This is a genomic window from Bartonella sp. ML70XJBT.G (genome assembly GCF_028618575.1).
GTDB lineage: Bacteria > Pseudomonadota > Alphaproteobacteria > Rhizobiales > Rhizobiaceae > Bartonella.
The window spans coordinates 20,449-38,861 of the sequence record NZ_JAQITA010000012.1; the positions used below are offsets into that span (position 1 = coordinate 20,449).

The 18,413-nt window shown below is 35.3% G+C and carries 13 protein-coding genes and 1 tRNA gene; 4 read left to right on the forward strand and 10 right to left on the reverse strand.

Annotated features, from left to right (window positions below; all coding sequences use genetic code 11):
* Nucleotides 1-453: 453 nt before the first annotated feature.
* A complete protein-coding gene (locus tag PVV64_RS10540) occupies nt 454-600 on the forward strand; it encodes a hypothetical protein (RefSeq protein WP_404978419.1) in 147 nt (48 codons plus the stop codon).
* 97 nt (nt 601-697) lie between these two features.
* Here the strand turns inward: PVV64_RS10540 and PVV64_RS10545 are convergent, their stop codons facing one another.
* Nucleotides 698-871, reverse strand: coding sequence for a hypothetical protein (locus PVV64_RS10545; RefSeq protein WP_404978420.1), 174 nt, complete (start codon nt 869-871; stop codon nt 698-700).
* An 82-nt stretch (nt 872-953) separates the two neighbouring features.
* Between PVV64_RS10545 and PVV64_RS10550 the strand changes: the two genes are divergently transcribed.
* A complete protein-coding gene (locus tag PVV64_RS10550) occupies nt 954-1,349 on the forward strand; it encodes a hypothetical protein (protein ID WP_404978421.1) in 396 nt (131 codons plus the stop codon).
* Nucleotides 1,350-2,413: 1,064 nt separating this feature from the next.
* Here PVV64_RS10550 and PVV64_RS06665 read toward each other — a convergent pair.
* The 5 genes from PVV64_RS06665 to PVV64_RS06685 form a co-directional block, all read right to left on the reverse strand.
* Nucleotides 2,414-2,896 (reverse strand): hypothetical protein, encoded by a 483-nt coding sequence (locus PVV64_RS06665; protein WP_273760332.1) that lies wholly within the window; start codon nt 2,894-2,896, stop codon nt 2,414-2,416.
* Between the two features lie 1,608 nt (nt 2,897-4,504).
* The gene (locus tag PVV64_RS06670; RefSeq protein ID WP_273760333.1) at nt 4,505-5,905 is read right to left on the reverse strand and encodes an amino acid permease; all 1,401 of its coding nucleotides are present in this window, start codon (nt 5,903-5,905) and stop codon (nt 4,505-4,507) included.
* A gap of 481 nt (nt 5,906-6,386) precedes the next feature.
* Nucleotides 6,387-6,749: a hypothetical protein gene (locus tag PVV64_RS06675; RefSeq protein ID WP_273760334.1), complete on the reverse strand. Its 363-nt coding sequence runs from the start codon at nt 6,747-6,749 to the stop codon at nt 6,387-6,389.
* 392 nt (nt 6,750-7,141) lie between these two features.
* Nucleotides 7,142-8,680 (reverse strand): histidine ammonia-lyase, encoded by a 1,539-nt coding sequence (gene hutH / locus PVV64_RS06680; RefSeq protein WP_273760335.1) that lies wholly within the window; start codon nt 8,678-8,680, stop codon nt 7,142-7,144.
* Nucleotides 8,681-9,608: 928 nt separating this feature from the next.
* Nucleotides 9,609-9,685 (reverse strand) — tRNA-Arg (locus PVV64_RS06685).
* Nucleotides 9,686-9,941: 256 nt separating this feature from the next.
* Here PVV64_RS06685 and PVV64_RS06690 point away from each other — a divergent pair.
* Nucleotides 9,942-10,715, forward strand: a complete 774-nt coding sequence (locus PVV64_RS06690; RefSeq protein WP_273760336.1) for an NAD kinase — start codon at nt 9,942-9,944, stop codon at nt 10,713-10,715.
* A 144-nt stretch (nt 10,716-10,859) separates the two neighbouring features.
* Nucleotides 10,860-12,263 (forward strand): DEAD/DEAH box helicase, encoded by a 1,404-nt coding sequence (locus PVV64_RS06695; RefSeq protein ID WP_273760337.1) that lies wholly within the window; start codon nt 10,860-10,862, stop codon nt 12,261-12,263.
* Between the two features lie 61 nt (nt 12,264-12,324).
* Here PVV64_RS06695 and gltX read toward each other — a convergent pair whose 3' ends face one another.
* From gltX to gor, 4 genes are all read right to left on the reverse strand, one after another.
* Entirely contained in the window at nt 12,325-13,704 is a 1,380-nt protein-coding gene (gene gltX / locus PVV64_RS06700; protein WP_273760338.1) for a glutamate--tRNA ligase, read from the reverse strand.
* An 11-nt stretch (nt 13,705-13,715) separates the two neighbouring features.
* Complete coding sequence (locus tag PVV64_RS06705) at nt 13,716-15,377, reverse strand: NAD+ synthase (protein WP_273760339.1); 1,662 nt, start codon at nt 15,375-15,377, stop codon at nt 13,716-13,718.
* Nucleotides 15,378-15,500: 123 nt separating this feature from the next.
* On the reverse strand, nt 15,501-16,880 hold the full coding sequence (locus PVV64_RS06710) for a class II 3-deoxy-7-phosphoheptulonate synthase (protein WP_273760340.1): 1,380 nt from the start codon (nt 16,878-16,880) through the stop codon (nt 15,501-15,503).
* Nucleotides 16,881-16,955: 75 nt separating this feature from the next.
* Nucleotides 16,956-18,347 carry a glutathione-disulfide reductase gene (gene gor, locus PVV64_RS06715; protein WP_273760341.1) on the reverse strand — a complete coding sequence of 464 codons (1,392 nt, stop codon included), beginning with the start codon at nt 18,345-18,347 and terminating at the stop codon, nt 16,956-16,958.
* Nucleotides 18,348-18,413 lie beyond the last annotated feature (66 nt).

The following is an 18,413-nucleotide window of genomic DNA, read 5'->3' on the forward strand; positions in this document are numbered from 1 at the left end:
AGCTTCGTTCATTTTCATATCCAGCGGCGATATATATAAAAAAATGTACGATTGCAACAATCCATTATCCTGATAAATTGTGATATATACAGTTTTTCTCTAACCTTAAATCTACTTCATTAGGCTTGTCGTGATATATCTTATTTGTTTAGTACAGTAGGTAGAAAACTATGAGCAGTTTTTTGATGAACGTATTATAATTTCAAGAAAAACAAAGAGAACTAAATCACTGTAAAGATCACCACGCCCTTAAATTTTGTAAACGATATTTTGTATCTCATCTTAACCTACAAAACTTTATAATACTAAAACCAATCAACCAAAGAATGGTTAAAGCAGAAAGAAAAACAAGAAATTGAAGAGATACTAAAAATAACCTGTGCTCTTTTTTCTGAAAGCCTCTCTAAAGATAATATCCATGATGTTGCCGCCTCTCGTTTTATTGTCAATGATGTGACGGTCGAAAAACTTGGGAAATTGTTAAAAGCCCCCCGTGGTCTCTTAATGGTTCGTGATGAATTATCTGTTTTTTACCAATCTGGAAAGAAATATCAAACAGACTGTGCTTTTTATCTAACAACTTTTAATGAAGATGATTAATTTACCTATGACAGTATCGGGCGTGGAACCATTTTTATTCCCAATGCAACCCTTTCCATTATAGGGGACATTCAACTTTCACGGATTATTCCCCTCATTAAAGAAATCCTCCATGGGAGAAATGATGATGGTTTGCTCCAACGGTTCCAGATGCTAGTGTGGACGGATGCAATCGAAGAGCCGGACTAGGTTGATAGGTGTTCCAAGTAAGATATACAGCAAGATTATGAAGGGCTGTTTCTTTCTCTCTATAATAAACTCCTTGGCTCACCAGAACACCAGATTATCATGCATTTCTCTGCAAGTTTACAAGCACATCTTTGGAAAATGAATAAACCCCTACCAACCTTGCCTTGACTTTTGAACTTATTGATGGAGGGCGTTTTGAAATCAATAAAGCAATTTTTCAAACAGCGTTGCGTTGGGAAAAATATCTGATAAGTCACGCAAAACGTCTTTATGTGGCGGGAGATAAATTAGCAGCAGAACGTGCAAAATTAATTGTTGAACGCTGTGATTGTTTACAAGATGGCTTTACTGTACATGATATTTATAAGCGCGATTGGAAAAGTTTAAAAGATAATGAAACCGTTAAGCAAACTTTAGATCTTTTAAGCCGTTGTAACTATATCCGTGAAATCTCTGGAGACAATAACTTTCAAGGTGGTCGACCTACCATACGTTATGAATGGCCCCTCTTAGTGAAAATTCATAAGACATCATACAGAGGCAATCGTGAGATCTTATAAAACTTTGAACTATTAGTTTTAAAGTTTTTTTGGGGGAGCTTTTTACCATTATTATTTTATTTTTTCAGTCAAAAATAAAAGTTATTATATTTCAATGTATTAATATTTATGAACTTTTCAAAAAACAATCTATATCAACAATACAACGCATAAATTCAGCTATAGAATATATTTTCTGGGGGGATGTAAGAGTTTTGAGGGTTTTTAAAACAGACAAAACCTATCTAGATAAAACCTATCAAAATAATCATTCTGATGATCTAAAACACATTATAGCTTTTGTAAGACTTTACAAAGGATGTAACCATCTAAAAAGTCCTGTTAAAATGAAGTAACATTCTTCTGAAGCTAATAAATCTTTTTGAGATTTTCTTCAATTATTACGAATCAGGATTTCTGTTCGAGGATTTTTTTGCCGTATAAGATGTTCAAAAAGTGCTTATTTCTAGAAAATCAAAATTTTTAAAGATCTCTCACAGTTGGTTACAATCATTCAGATTCTAAACAAATTTTTCCTTAAATATCTTTGAGAAGCTTTGTCATGGTCACAAAATTATCTACAGTCAAGTTCCCAGAGCTATAATACAGTTTTACAAGATATTGTGGGTCTAAATAAAACAAACTGTCTGGAGCATAAAAAAGTTTAACACTATGTTCCCACGAATAATTTAAAATAGTTGTATCAAGCAGTTTTTTATCTAATATGCTTCATTTTTTAAACAATACCATGGATATTACCCTCTAAGAATTCCATGTTGATAACATAGCCCTCTTCTATTTTGTTTCTTACCGCAGTAGATATACAAAAAAAGAGCTTTGTTTTTTCAAATTGAAAAGCAATTGTAACACAATAGAAGCAGACACCCTATAAAAAGGAGTTTTCTTGTTTCAATGCTCGCCTTTTTGTTATAGTATCAATCCTTTATATCCCTCACGCAATCAAAGTAATTTTTTCCTTTGCTATAAAGCTAATAATAGCTCTGCTGATTTTGAACCTAATGAAACTTTACCTCAGTTTTGGTGGAGGGGGCATTTTAAATTCTCTCCCCCATTTGTGGATCTAGTTACTTTTTAAAAGATGTGCGTGAAGTTGAAGATTGCTTTTGTAAAGCTTTTTTTGCTTTTTGATATCGTTTTTCATTCTCAAAATGCGTTAATAAAGCGCGTTCTTTTTTTGTTGCATTAGACATACCAAAGCTCTCATTATCCATAAATTGCTGATATCCTGCTATCATGAGATTGGTTAAAAATGAATCACTTCTTGGAGCTTCTACAAAATAAATCCCCTTTGAATCCTGTAATTTGTACCGATAACCTGCTTTGGACATACACTCATAAATTGATGCAAACTCACCCACACGCGAATTCGTATCTTCAGGAGAAGCATAAACTGGTTTCCAGCCACATTGTGATAGAGCCTGTTGAAGAGTAGCTTTATCAACACCTGGTTTTTCCCATAATGCCAAGGTTGACGGAGGTGGCTGATTAATACATCCAGCTGTGCTTAAAAGAGCTATGGTGCTCAATAATTTCAAGATTTTTTTCATTCTTCCCCCCTCTTTTAATGAATTTATTTAAGACAAAAAAGCTTTTAAGTCTACTCATTTTTTATTCCAGTTTTCTAAAATAGTTTAGAGTTGAGTTGAGATAGTAGATTGAAAAAACATTCCACACAGATAAAAAAGAAAGTAGAAATTATTGATGATCGCTAGTAATAAAACTTAAGTCTAATATTTATATTGTTCTGAATATTTCATATAGTAGAAAAGGCTATTCAAGCACTTCGCGGTACTTCGCTGAGGAATGACAATAATAAAAAGACAAATGGAGAGGTCGTCTTCTTTAAATGTGTCCTCCCCACTCTACTCTCCAAATTTATCATGAAATCCGGCTTGAAGCATGCAAAATTCAATAGAACGAATATACATGAATCCTTAGTTTTGATTTTCTTGATCAATACTATAGAGGGCATACTACATTTCAAAAGTGCTTTTGCTATTTCAGTAAAATCTCTACAAAACTTCTCACATAAACGTCGGAGTTTCTTCTAAATAATATCTTGCCATAAATAACAAAGGTACAGCTTTTAATAGTTTTAAAATTTATTTCATTTTTCTTTCCAAATAAATTTATCCACGATGGAAAACCCCCATAAAGTCTTTAGAATATCGTATTCATCTCCAAAACAAGCATGGATACTGTTGGGACCTGCAACATTTTTGAATGCTTCTTTCTACTAATTGCCATTTGCTGAAACTGTTTTGTAGGTAAAACTATTATTTCTGATCTATCTAAGCTAAAATCATCTTTATGTCATCAAAACGAACAGGGGTGTATTTTTCTCACTCAGCGAGTCTAACTTACCTGCTCTAGCCACAGAACATGCGATCCCACTCTATAAAGATTATCACTTGTTTTGCTTGCTATACCTCTTGAACATTTTTTTATTCTAAAGAACTTTGCGTATTATGCCCTATCCGTCCACTGCGACTATAGGCATAAATTTTCAATTTTATATTGCCATTTCTCTTCAACAAGTCTTGTGATTCTTGTGTTGAGTTGCTAAGAGAAGTTATTCTCCGAAAATTTCAGATATTCTAATATTATTTGCATTCTCATATAACGGTATCAGTGTATGAAAATATAACAAAATGAAAGTCATTCATTTTGATTATCTGCATGTTGAACGGCGTAACGAGCAACGTTATCTGGTGGGATAAAATGTCAATATAGAATATACGAACATTGCCATTAGCACTTGTTTGTTTAATGTTTTTTCCCTTTAGCCATTAAATAGAGAACAATATTGTACATGCATGGAAAAGAAAAATAAAGAGGTTATTATTTATAATCATTAGCAATACTTAAGATTCTATTATTACTTTTAAAAACATTAATTGCAAATATGTAATATTTATAATATAAAACGATATTTATATATAAATATAATTATAAAATATGATTAAAGTACGCGCTTTGTTAACTGATTATTAGCTATCTTTAATTATTAATTTATAATCGTCATTCAATTTTATTACTATTTTTTTATTTATATTATTAGCAACCATTTAATATGATAAAAAAATTCAAAAAACTCTTTTTAATCCTGAAGGACAACGAGAAAACATTTTTTAGCTAAAATTTCAATTCACTTTTTAATTTAACCTTTGCTGGTATTTTAATTTATTTTGATTTTTCTTTAGATTGTAAATTTTAAGGATATAGAAACAAATAACAAGCCAAGTAATCCAGCTAATGCCCACGATCAAAACTGGCCGCGTATCATCGAAAAACCATAATAGAATAAAGATGAAAATCATAAATAAAACAGAAAAAAATGATCCTATCGGCCACAATGGAATTGGAAATTTTAAACTACATTGTACTTCTTTAGACATTTTAAGCCGCATAAAAATTTGCGAAAGTAAAATCATCATCCAGACAAAAACTGTTGCAAATGTTGCCATTGCTGCAATAAGAAAAAAGAGACCTTCATGATAAAAATAATTAAGCACAACGCCAAGAAGGAAGATGATAAAGATCAAAACAATCACAAGAATTGGTATACCGTTTTTTGATAAATGTTGAAATTTTTTTAAAGCATAACCTTCTTGCGATAAGCCATGTATCATACGACAGGCACCATACATTCCACTATTCATCGCTGAAATAGCTGCTGTAACAATAACAATGTTCAAAATATTCGCCGCATATGAAATTCCAAGATTTTCAAAAATTGACACAAAAGGACTATCCATAAGACCAATTTTATTCCAAGGATAAAGGGACATTAAAATAGCTAACGTCATGATATAAAAAAGCAAAACACGAATTGGAGTAGAATTAATTGCCTTTGAGATTGTTTGATGAGGATTTTGTACTTCCATCACTGCCATCCCAATGATTTCTATCCCACCAAAAGCAAAGACAACAACACTAAAACAAGCCAAAAAACCAAACCAGCCATTGGGAAAAATACCACCATTTTCCCATAAGTTGTGAACACCGATAGTAGAAGAATTCGTATTTGTATCCCAACCAAATAAAATTATTGCTATACCCAAAATAATCATTGCAATAATAGCAATAATTTTAATGGATGACAGCCAAAACTCTAGTTCGCCATATACTTCTACTGCAGCTAAATTAATCCCTGTAATGATCAGTGTAATGCTAAGTGCCCATATCCAAGGTGCAACCTGAGGGTACCAAAAGCCCATATAAGTTGCAAAAGCTGTAATGTCAGCTAAACCAACAAGAATCATTTCAAATACATATGTCCATCCCGTTAAAAAACCAGCCAACGGTGATATATAATTTGCAGCATAACGGGCAAAAGAACCGGGCATTGGATTATAAATAATCATCTCACCAAGTGCTCGCATAACCATAAAAATAGCTAAACCAGCAATACAATAGGCAATCAAAACACTTGGACCAGCAAGCTTAATCGCTTGTGCTGATCCATAAAACAGACCTGTACCAATAGCAGAGCCAAGAGCTAAAAAAATAACTTGACGCTTGTTCATGCCCCGTTTCAGTTCATTTGTTGCCATTTTTTTCCTTCTTCATTGAATTTTGATAAAACGTTTACTACAGCACTAACTCTATGATAAATAAAACCTCATATTTCTCTCAAAAATATATTTTAAAAAGTATAAAACACTGGCTTACCAGACATTTTGTCTTAGGCAGTGGAAAATACTTTTATTGCGAATGATCCAAGCTTTTTATAGCCTACAATCGCACATCATTTCATTGAGATAACGTGATAATGAATTTTTTTACAATTGTCATTTAATTCGTTTCGTATTTTCTATTTTTTACAGAAAAATAAAATTTATTATAATACGAATTCCCTTACTTTCTTTTCAGCACATTAAAATAGAAGCTTAAAAACTTCTACCATAGCAGTTGGGCGTAAGTATGTTATTTTTTTGTTTTTTCGCAAATTCTCTTACTTTGTAGCTCATAACAATAAAAAACTATCATAGTAGCCTATAAAACAACTTGCTAATATGGAACGCAATAACTTCATCAGTGATAGAGTGAATCTCGCCAATTATAAAAAGCTTGCGAAAATCTAGCACTTACCCATCTCTTAAGGACTGCGACTGTCTTCAATGCAATTCCTCCAAGAAAAACAGCTATTGCGGTAAAAATAACCTTTTCACCTTTTTTCTCAGTAATAGATTGACCATTTTCTCCAGCACTTTGACCTGAAATAATAATGAACGCTCCATTTGTTTTTTGAAAGAAAATATCTTTCCTTTGTGGTCCTACGGTAATGAAAATATTCTCTTGAGATCTCTCCCACCAAATTTTTGCATTCCCCTCTACGACTGATAAAAAATACAAAATGATAGATGTTAGAATAGATAATTTATTTTTTGCTAACATTTCTTTTTCCTTTGTGTTTATTTTAAAATACAAATAAGTAAGTATTAAACGCATAAGGATCTAAAAATAGAAATATAGCTAATAAAAATATTAACTTTAATTGTTAACAATAAGTATAATACAATTTTATGAGTTCGACAATTTAAGAGAAAAATAACATGACAGGACTATTGGAAAAATATTAAAAATACTGCTCTTATAAATTTGTGTTTGTAAATCACATCACCGAAAAGATAATGTTGGCAATATAACTGAAAACACCTTTTCAATATATCAGCAAATAAATGAGCACAGATTTGTTTAGTTGTGCAAAGTCTCATTATGAAGCCACAAACGTTGTATGAGAAAGCCAATAGTTAAATGGCTTTCTTTATAAACTTTAAAAACAAATATTATTGGGGATACAATGGAGGAAAAATTGTTTCGGGTAAAATGGATAATAAGTACCCTTCACGCACAAGTATATGTGCTTTATGAAGATCTGGAGCCATGTAGCGATCTTCCTTAAGAGTGTCAATATTTTTGCGTAGATGCTCCATAACAGTCTGTAGGAAAAAACTTGTTTTCAAAGGTGTACGATATTCAATTCCTTGTGCTGCAACAAGCGTTTCAATGCCAATAATGGTAAAAAGGTTTTCACTCATTGCCAATAACCGGCGAGCACCATGGCAGGCCATTGAAACGTGATCTTCCTGATTTGCGGATGTCGGCGTTGAATCTACAGAAGCAGGATGTGCCATTTGTTTATTTTCAGACATTAAAGCAGCAGAAGTTACTTCAGCAATCATAAAACCTGAATGAAGACCGGCATTTTGCGCTAAAAAAGCTGGAAGCCCATAAGAAACTGCTGGATCAACCATAAGAGCGATACGCCTTTGGCAAATAGAGCCTATTTCACATAAAGCAAGAGCGATTTGATCAGCAGCAAATGCTACAGGTTCAGCATGAAAATTTCCTCCCGATATTACTGCTCCATCACTTAAAATCAAGGGATTATCTGTAACTGCATTTGCTTCAATAATAAGTGTTTTTGCTGCGGCAATAAGAACATCAAAACATGCTCCCATAACTTGTGGTTGGCAACGTATACAGTAAGGGTCTTGTACACGATCATCGTCACGTAAATGTGTAGCTCGAATTTCTGAATCCTTTAAAAGCTTTTCTAATGTTTGTGATACAGCAATCTGCCCATAATGGCCTCGTAAAATATGAATATCGGGATGAAATGGTGCTGTTGATCCCATAATAGCGTCTGTTGTCAAAGCCCCCGCAAGAAGTCCACCGCACAATGCACGATGACTACGGAAAAGACCTGCAAGAGCAAGTGCTGTCGATGTTTGGGTACCATTTATAAGAGCCAAACCTTCTTTTGCCTCTAAAACAATAGGAGATAATCCTGCTTTTTCTAAAGCTGCAGCTCCACTCATGCGCGTATTTTGAAAAAATGCTTCTCCCTCTCCCATCATAACAGCAGCCATGTGAGCAAGTGGGGCAAGATCACCTGATGCACCAACAGATCCCTTTTCAGGGATGACAGGAATAACACCTTTTGCAAGCATATTTTCTAGTAAATGTATCAACTCTAAACGAACACCAGAAGCACCTCTTCCCAAAGAAAGAAGCTTTAAAGTCATTATCAAACGGACAATATTTTCAGTTAACGGTTCTCCCACCCCACAACAATGTGATAAAATAAGATTTCTTTGTAAAATGGCGACTTCGCTTGCATCAATTTTAATCGAAGCTAATTTACCAAAACCAGTATTGATACCATAAACTGGCTCACTACCCGCAGAAATTTCAGCAATACGCTCTGCTCCCTTTACAATCGATAAATGTGTATCGCTGTGAAGTTTACTTACTTCACCATTGAAATAAACAGCTTCAAGTTCACGAAGTGTTACCTCAGTAGGTTTTAATATGATCGCCATAATTTTCTTTCTTGTTTATTGAATATGATACTTAATATCACTAGGCTTTTCTATAAAAATATAAAAAGCTATGGAAACTCTGTGAGAAGAATTCAAACCAATCAGATAATAAATTCTGTTCATTGTTCTTTAATTTATAAAGAGCAAAACAAATCAGTTTTCTTTATTTTCTTAAAGAAACCCATGATACATGTCTTTTCAACAGCCCTAAACCAAAATCTGCTTTTTTGTTATTTGAAGAATTTGCTTATATTTTCTGCGCATGAATCCCCCCATAAATAATAAAAATCCAGTAAATTTTGATATTTTAAAATATCAATAAAAAATAACTATACTCACTTATAATACAAACAATACATTTATTATCATTAAATATAAGTTAAAATAAATTATAGAATATAAAAACTAATCCTATAAAGCTGTCTTTAATAAGATGTATTTTAATATTTATATAGATGTTATTAACATAAAAGACATTTTATATTTAAATCATTATGATAATAATATTTACTTTTAGAGCACACTTTGCAAATTTATGACAAGGTGATAAAAATACTCAGATAATAAAAAGAATATTTTTTTCACAGTCAAAAAAGAAAAAATAATTATACAATGCAATTACGCATTTGAACAAGATAACTATAAAGCGGCACCATTTTACCCATGAGTTTTGTACAATATTTTTTAAGCGAATAACAAAGGAAAATGGTTTGACATAATGAACTCTTTCATAATACCTCCCTCTCCTTTAATTCAATATTCAACATAATTGACAGAAAAGGTTATATAGAAAACACAATATATTCTTCTAAAATTATTTTTTCGTATATAACTTAACAGAAAATTCTCACAATTTTTTTAATAAAGACAGCTTTATTTCTTCTCAGACCATATGCTCACCAAAATAATATGAGATAGAACAAAAGAGTGGTGCACCCGACAGAATTCGAATCTGTGACCTCTGCCTTCGGAGGGCAGCGCTCTATCCAACTGAGCTACGGGTGCTTATAATTGAACAGTAGTCTTTTAACTGATCATACTCGCAGCTGCAATAATGAATTCTTATTCTTTTTAAAATAGATGTTCATGGGTTTATATCACGATACAATTTTTTTATTCTCTTCTGTATGATAGATTACCTGAAACAAATCAATTTTCAGACATAATGCTTTTTCTTACAAAAACGTTTTTTTATGATACAGTTTTAAAACTTCCCCTCAATAGGCTAAAAAATAAACTGTGAATATCAGGATAATTCTTAATGATGACATTACCAAATCGCTTTCATTTCATTTCTGCCGAAACGGAAGAAGCTATCAAAGCTACTGATAAATTAATTTCTGCTTACGGTCATTCTTCTTTAAAAGAAGCTGACGTTGTGATTGCAATCGGTGGTGATGGAACGATGTTACAAACAGTACGGGAGATTATGAACACAGGAAAACCTATTTATGGTATGAATCAAGGTTCTGTAGGATTTCTTATGAATGAATTTCATGAAAAGAAATTGCCAAATCGTATTGCTGCCGCGCATAAAAAGGAAATTCATCCCTTACGCATGATTGCAGAAGCTGAATGTCAAGGAACCATTGAAGCATTAGCAATCAATGAAGTTTCTCTTTTTCGTCAATCCTATCAAGCAGCAAAAATTCGCATTAGCATTGACGGCAATATACGTATGGAACAACTAATTTGTGATGGTATTCTTGTTGCCACCCCAGCAGGATCTACAGCATATAATTTATCCGCACAAGGCCCTATTTTACCGCTCATGGCTCCGTTGATGGCACTCACTCCTGTTAGTCCCTTTCGCCCACGACGTTGGCATGGTGCATTACTGCCCAATACGGCAACAATACGTTTTGATATGCTCGAATCTGATAAACGTCCCGTCAATGCAGCTGCTGATAATGTTGAAGTTAAATCTGTTCACTCCGTCACTATTTTAACCGCAACAGAAATAACAGCTTCAATTCTTTTTGATGCTAATCATTCATGGGATGAGCGTATTTTATCAGAACAATTTCGCTATTAAATATTGTATTATGTTCTCTATGTGTATATGGCTGTTATAGTTGACTTTTTGTGAAGTCGCCTTAACCCCTCTAGAGTAGTGTAATATTTAATTTCACGAATAGTTCAATAGCGAAATTAAAATCGCAAAGCAATTGATAAAAAAATGATAGAACCTTTAAACAGTTTTGATGATTTGGGTCTTTCCACAAAGGTTATTAAAGCCATAAAATCAGTGGGATATACGGTTCCAACACCTATTCAGAGTGAGACGATCCCCCATGTCCTTCAAAGAAAAGATGTTTTAGGAATTGCTCAAACAGGAACGGGAAAAACTGCTTCTTTTGTTTTGCCTATGCTCACATTGCTTGAAAAAGGTCGTGCAAGAGCACGAATGCCTCGTACTCTCATACTAGAACCAACTAGGGAGCTTGCAGCCCAAGTTGAAGAAAATTTTGATAAATATGGAATAAATCATCGTTTAAATGTTGCATTATTGATTGGTGGCGTTTCTTTTGAACAGCAAGATCGTAAACTTGAACGGGGGGCTGATGTACTTATAGCAACACCAGGACGCCTTCTTGATCATTTTGAACGCGGTAAATTGCTCCTTATGGGAGTTGAAATTCTTGTTATCGATGAAGCTGATCGCATGTTGGACATGGGATTTATTCCTGATATTGAACGCATCTGTAAAATAACGCCTTTTACACGTCAAACTTTGTTCTTTTCTGCAACAATGGCACCAGAAATCAGTAAACTGACACAGCAATTTTTACATGCTCCTGTATCTATTGAAGTTACAAAAGCTTCCTCAACAGCAAGCACAATTACACAACGGCTCGTCAAATCTGGAAATAAGGCATGGGATAAAAGAGCAGTTTTACGAGAACTTATTCATAATGAAGGCGATGAACTTAAAAATGCTATTATTTTCTGTAATAGAAAGAGAGATATTTCTGAACTTTTTAGATCACTCGTAAGATATAATTTTAGTGTAGGCGCACTTCATGGAGATATGGACCAATATTCGCGCACCAACACACTAACAGATTTTAAAAATAATAAACTCAAACTTCTTGTTGCTTCTGATGTTGCTGCTCGTGGACTTGATATCCCAGCTGTAAGCCACGTTTTCAACTATGACGTTCCTACACATGCTGAAGATTATATTCATCGAATTGGTCGTACAGGGCGTGCGAATCGTAGTGGAAAAGCTTTTACTATCGTTACAAAAGCGGATCAAAAATATATTAGTGCCATTGAAGAAATGAGTAACGAAAAAATTGAATGGCTCAATGGAGATCTCTCCACATTAACAACAGATGATCAAGGAAATGATGGCATTGTAAAGACAAAATCTCCAAAATCATTAAAGAAAACCGCGTCAAAAGGGACTATCATTCAAACTAAAAAAAACTTAAAAGATGATAGGGCAGATTATATTCAAACCACAAAGAATATATCAAAGTTTTCTGAACAACACCATCCTCGAAAAAACAAGGTGTCTTCTCCCTCTGGATTTGGGGATGATATCCCAGCATTTATGCTCATAAAAATCCGCAATTAAACGGAAAAATTCTTTTCTTGGAAAAGACAAAAAAGAATAAAATGTTTTTAAAAAGCTGCTCTTACGCGCTTTGAAGTGTCAGCCTTTTAATGATCTTCTCGCGCCCTAAAAGCGGTAAAAGTTTCCCCATTTCAGGACCATGATCCATTCGAGTAAGAGCCTGACGTAAGGGCATAAACAACGCTTTCCCACTACGACCTGTTTTTTCTTTTAAAGCTTTTGTCCAAACTTTCCAGCTTTCATCATTCAGCACACCCTCAGGCAAGAAATCCAGTGATTGACGGACGAATGCACGATCCTCAACCGGCACTGTATCAAAATGCTTATCATCATGAATAATTTCCCACCATAAGACAGCATCATTCACTTTATCAATATTGCTTCTTATCGCATTCCAAAAATATTCCGCCTTTTCTCCCTTAATAGAAAGACTTTCAAGGCGTGTTTTAACTTCTGCATAAGTTAATTCATGGACAAGATGACGATTTAAAGCAACAAGATCAGCAGTATCAAATTTTGCAACGGATCTTGATGTGTCCTGTAGGTTAAAATGTTTTAAAAGCGCTGTTTGATGAGGATAGGGATGCACATTTTGCGATGTTCCAATCAAAACCGCAAAACATTGAATAACTATAGATTCAAATCCTTCCGCTCGTAAAGAGCGAATAGAAAGATCATTGTTCCGCTTGGATAGTCCTTTTCCTAAAACTGTTGTCAATAAATTGAAATGGCCAAAGATTGGTAATTCTGCACCAAGAGCTTTAAAAAGAGCAATCTGAACACCCGTATTGGTAATGTGATCATCGCCACGAATAATGTGTGTAATGGCCATGTCTATATCATCAACGACAGAGGGCAATGTATAAAGGTAACTCTCATCTTCACGAATGAGAACAGGATCTGAAAGAGATGCCAAATCAATTGTCTGTTTTCCTTTTACCGCATCATCCCAGCAAATTTCTGTTCGCTTTGTTTGTAAAGGATTATTTTCAAAATTGGGAAGAAGAAAACGCCAATGAGGTTTACGACCTTGCGATTCAAATAATTTTTTATCCTCTGCTGTTAATTTCAATGCAGAACGATCATAAATAGGAGGCAATTTACGAGAAAGTTGGATTTTACGACGCCGCTCTAATTCTTCAGCGGTCTCATAACAGGGATAAAGAAGACCACTTTGTTTGAGAGTTTTTGCAACTTCATCATATCGAGGAAACCGTTTAGATTGATAATAAACCTCATCCGGTTGAATATTAAGCCACTCAAGATCAACGGCGATAGCATCAATATATTCCTGTCTAGAACGTTCAACATCTGTATCATCATAGCGCAAAATAAATGTTCCATTCTGCGCTTGTGCATAAAGCCAGTTGAAGAGGGCACTACGGATATTGCCAATGTGAATATAACCTGTTGGAGAAGGTGCAAAACGAACTCTTACCATAAAAACAACACTCAATTCTTATCGCGAAAACGATTAACAATAGGATAACGACGATCACGTCCAAAGTTCTTGTAACTGATCTTTACACCAGGTGCTGATTGTCGCCTTTTGTACTCTGCACTATAGAGAAGATCTTCAATTTTCTCAACCGTTTCGCGTGAATACCCACGTTTAACAATATCATAAACACTCATGTCATCTTCCACAAGAGATTGCAAGATATCATCTAAGACAGAATAAGGAGGAAGAGAATCTTCATCTTTTTGATTTTCACGAAGCTCTGCGGAAGGTGCCTTTTCTATAATACGAGAAGGAATTACAATTCCCTCTGGTCCCTTTAAATTTTGCAAGTGGTTTTTATTGCGCCACTGTGCCAATGCATAGACCTGTGTTTTATAAATGTCTTTAAGAGGATTAAAACCTCCATTCATATCACCATAAAGCGTCGCATATCCCACAGCCATTTCCGATTTATTACCTGTCGTTACCAACATTGAACCAAATTTATTTGAAAGCGCCATCAAAACAATGCCGCGTATACGACTTTGAAGATTTTCTTCTGTCACATCAGATGGTAAGCCTAAAAAAACAGGCGTCATTATATTCAAAAAAGCCTCAACAGGTTGCACAATCGGTATCACTTCATAACGACACCCTAAAAGATCTGCACATTCTTTGGCATCTTGCAATGATTTTTGTGAAGTATAATGATAAGGCATCATTACGGTGCGAACCCTTTCAGCACCAAGGGCATCTACCGCCATTACCGCACAAAGAGCTGAATCAATTCCTCCTGAAAGACCAAGAACAACATCCTTAAAGCGATTTTTATTGACGTAGTCTTTCAACCCCAAAACACAAGCTTGGTAATCAGCAGCTAACCCATTGAAAAAAAAATCATTTGGACCAGAAATACACTGCCATCCTCGTTCTTTTCGTTGCCAATGGTTTATAGCAACATGGCTTTCAAAATGTTTCATTTGAAAAACGATTTTGCCTTGCCCATTCAACGCAAAAGATCCCCCATCAAAAACCAGCTCATCCTGACCACCTATTTGATTAGCATAAATAACCGGTATGCCGGATTGAAGAACTTGCTTACGTACAACTTCTATTCGTTTTAGTGTTTTATCACGTTGATAGGGAGACCCATTAAGGGCGAGAATAACCTCAGCTCCTTTATTAGCAAGTTCTGCACAAAGAGAAAAATCATTCCAAATATCTTCACAAATCACGACACCGAGTTTTAGCCCGTGATAGACGATAGGCTCAGGACGAGGACCTGGAGAAAATAGCCTCTTTTCGTCAAATTCAGCATAATTAGGTAAATCAAACTTCAAGCTTTCAAAAACAATTTGTCCTTCATCAAGAAGAACGACACCATTGTAATTTTTGTTATTACGCTCTAGCGGAAGACCAATGATAATTCCTGGCCCCTCTTTTGTTCTCTTTGCTAATTTTTTAACAGCTTCTTCACATTTTTTGATAAAAGCGGGTTTAAGAACAAGATCTTCCGGTGGATAAGCACTTATAAAAAGCTCCGTGAATAAAACAAGATCAGCACCCTCTTCCTTCGCCTGCTGATGCGCCATTACAGCAAGAGAAAGATTTCCCTCAATATCACCGACAACAGGATTTAATTGGGCAATTGCTACCCGAAAATCATTTTTCATAAGCCTTTGTATCATTTCATCTGTTTGGTGACTACAACTCTGTTGTAATTATCAGAAACATTTCTTTTTCCAAAGAATCTATTTTCCTATAAGTCGTAAAAAAAAATACTATACCCTTTTTGTCTAACCATTTGCAGCAAGAGCCACTGAATCAGTACGGCGATTTTTTTTAAGAAGTTCAGCAACAAGAAAAGCCAATTCTAATGCTTGATCTGCATTTAATCGCGGATCACATTGTGTATGATAGCGGTCAGATAAATCTTCAACAGAAATAGCATGTGCTCCACCTGTACATTCTGTTACATCGCGACCTGTCATTTCAATGTGAATGCCCCCTGGATAAGTTCCCTCCCCATAATGCACTGCAAAAAAATTCTCTACTTCCTTTAAAACATAATCAAAGGGGCGTGTTTTATAGCCATTTACAGTCACTGTATTCCCGTGCATGGGATCACATGACCATATCACCGCACGCTTCTCGCTTTCAACTGCACGGATCAATTTAGGCAGATAATGCTCTACCTTATCATAACCAAAGCGTGTAATGAGCGTTAACCGTCCCAGCTCGTTCTCAGGGTTTAAAATATCAATCAATCTCAAAAGCTCATCAGGCTCAAGTGAAGGACCACACTTCAATCCCAATGGATTTTTAATACCACGGCAATATTCAACGTGAGCATGATCAATCTGACGTGTACGATCACCAATCCATAACATATGGCCAGATGTGGCATACCAATCTCCAGAGGTTGAATCGATGCGCGTTAAAGCCTCCTCATAACCAAGCAAAAGAGCTTCATGACTGGTATAAAAAGATGTTTCACGTAATGAAAAATTTGTTTTAGAGGTAATCCCTATAGAACGCATAAAATCAATCGCTTCAGAAATACGCTCTGCCAACAATTCATAACGCTCTCCCTGAGGGCTTTTAGAAACAAAACCCAACATCCATGCATGAACATTTTCTAAATTGGCATACCCTCCTTGTGAAAAAGCACGCAGTAGATTGAGTGTTGCTGCAGATTGGCGGTAAGCCATAGACATTCGTTGTGGATCAGGAATACGGGAATCTGGCTTAAATTCAATGCCATTAATAATGTCCCCTCGATAAGAGGGAAGCTCAACTCCTCCTTTATTTTCCATGTCTGAAGAGCGTGGTTTTGCAAACTGACCAGCAATGCGACCGACTTTAACAACAGGCTTAAAGCTGCCAAAAGTTAAAACGATCGCCATTTGTAAAAAGACCCGAAAAAAATCACGAATATTATCAGCTTCATGTTCTGCAAAGCTTTCTGCACAATCTCCACCTTGTAATAAAAAAGCTTGACCTTGTGTCACAGAGGCCAATTCATTTTTCAAATCACGTGCCTCACCCGCAAACACCAAAGGAGGATAACTCCGTAGCTTTCGTTCAACATCTGCTAATACAGTTTGATCCGGATAAGTTGGAACTTGTTTAATTGGCTTTTTTCTCCACGAGCTTGGCATCCATTCTTTTATCATTTCTACTCTCTCCAGAGCTTCAGCACATAAGCTTCACCATATTAAAAACTTTGCTGCTTACTATAATCTGTGCTCTTAATTTTCTATTTTCTTTCCATTTTCATATACATAACTTGGTTTATACATCGTTACCAATTCTTCTGCCATCGTTGGATGCAATGCCATAGTCTCATCAAACACATCTTTCGTCAGTTTCCCTTTAAGAGCTATACCAACAAGTTGTGCCATCTCAGCAGCATTTTCTCCTAAAATATGTGCACCAACAACAATACGGCTTTCACCATCAACGATAAGTTTCATAAGCATTTTTTCCAAACTTCCGGAAAGAACATTGCGCATAGGACGAAAAATTGTACGATAAATCTCAACATGCTTATAACGCTGTATCGCATCCTCTTCTGAAAGACCAACCGTTCCAATCTCAGGCTGTGAAAAAACCGCTGTCGCAATTAAGTCATGATCCGGTATAGTTGGTACGTTCTCAAATGCAGTCTTCACAAAACACATTGCATCATAAATCGCAACAGGTGTTAATTGCATATGACCTGTCACATCACCGACTGCCCAAATATGAGGTACATTCGTTGTCATTTTTTCATCAACAACAATTGCACCCAATTCATTTACTTCTATACCAGTCCTCTCAAGCCCTAATCCCATTGTATTTGGTACACGACCGGTAGCCAACATAATCTGATCGGTATTGATCGTTTGTCCATTTGATAAAGTGACATCATAACAACCACCTGTCGCTTGTACTTGAAAGACTGTCACCCCATAAAGAATAGAAATCCCCTTTTCAATCATTGCATCATGAAGAAATTGCCGTAAATCATGATCAAATTTACGAAGAATTAAATCACCACGATGGACTAGCGTTGTTTTTACACCTAATTCATGAAAAATATTGGCAAATTCAACGCCTATATACCCACCACCAACAATAACTATTGATTTTGGAAGTTTTTCAAGATCAAAAATTTCATTGGAAGTAAGGCACAAATCACTACCTCTTATGGCAGTACTTGGTGCAACTTTTGCCCCCGTCGCTATGAGAATTTTTTCTGCGCTTACCCGCTCATCTGTTAGAGAAAGCTCTAATGTGTGATCATCCACAAAAACAGCACGGCTTTCATAAATATGAACATTGTTATTTTGTAGTCCCTTGCGATAGAGATCTTCTAATCTTGATATTTCTTCATTTTTAGCCGCAACTAATTTTTCCCAGCTAAAAATTGGATCCGCATATTTCCATCCAAAACCAACGCTTTTACGAAACTCTTTTGCATATTGTGAGGCGTAAACATACAATTTCTTGGGAACACAACCGCGAATAACACAAGTTCCCCCGATACGATATTCTTCTGCTATAGCCACACGCTTGCCAAGTGCTCCAGCAAGGCGCGCTGCACGTACTCCACCAGAACCACTTCCAATAACGAATAAATCAAAGTCAAAAGATCCCACGAACTATCCCTTCTTATATGTTTACAACAATAGGTTATGATCATCCATTATCAAATGAAAGTCTTC

Coding starts and splice junctions, on each gene's coding strand:
- PVV64_RS06675 (WP_273760334.1), bottom strand. CDS start 6,749: ATGTTAGCAAAAAATAAATTATCTATTCTAACATCTATCATTTTGTAT.
- PVV64_RS06710 (WP_273760340.1), bottom strand. CDS start 16,880: ATGATAAAAGAATGGATGCCAAGCTCGTGGAGAAAAAAGCCAATTAAA.
- PVV64_RS06670 (WP_273760333.1), bottom strand. CDS start 5,905: ATGGCAACAAATGAACTGAAACGGGGCATGAACAAGCGTCAAGTTATT.
- PVV64_RS06695 (WP_273760337.1), top strand. CDS start 10,860: ATGATAGAACCTTTAAACAGTTTTGATGATTTGGGTCTTTCCACAAAG.
- hutH (WP_273760335.1), bottom strand. CDS start 8,680: ATGGCGATCATATTAAAACCTACTGAGGTAACACTTCGTGAACTTGAA.
- gltX (WP_273760338.1), bottom strand. CDS start 13,704: ATGGTAAGAGTTCGTTTTGCACCTTCTCCAACAGGTTATATTCACATT.
- PVV64_RS06690 (WP_273760336.1), top strand. CDS start 9,942: ATGATGACATTACCAAATCGCTTTCATTTCATTTCTGCCGAAACGGAA.
- PVV64_RS06705 (WP_273760339.1), bottom strand. CDS start 15,377: ATGAAAAATGATTTTCGGGTAGCAATTGCCCAATTAAATCCTGTTGTC.
- PVV64_RS06665 (WP_273760332.1), bottom strand. CDS start 2,896: ATGAAAAAAATCTTGAAATTATTGAGCACCATAGCTCTTTTAAGCACA.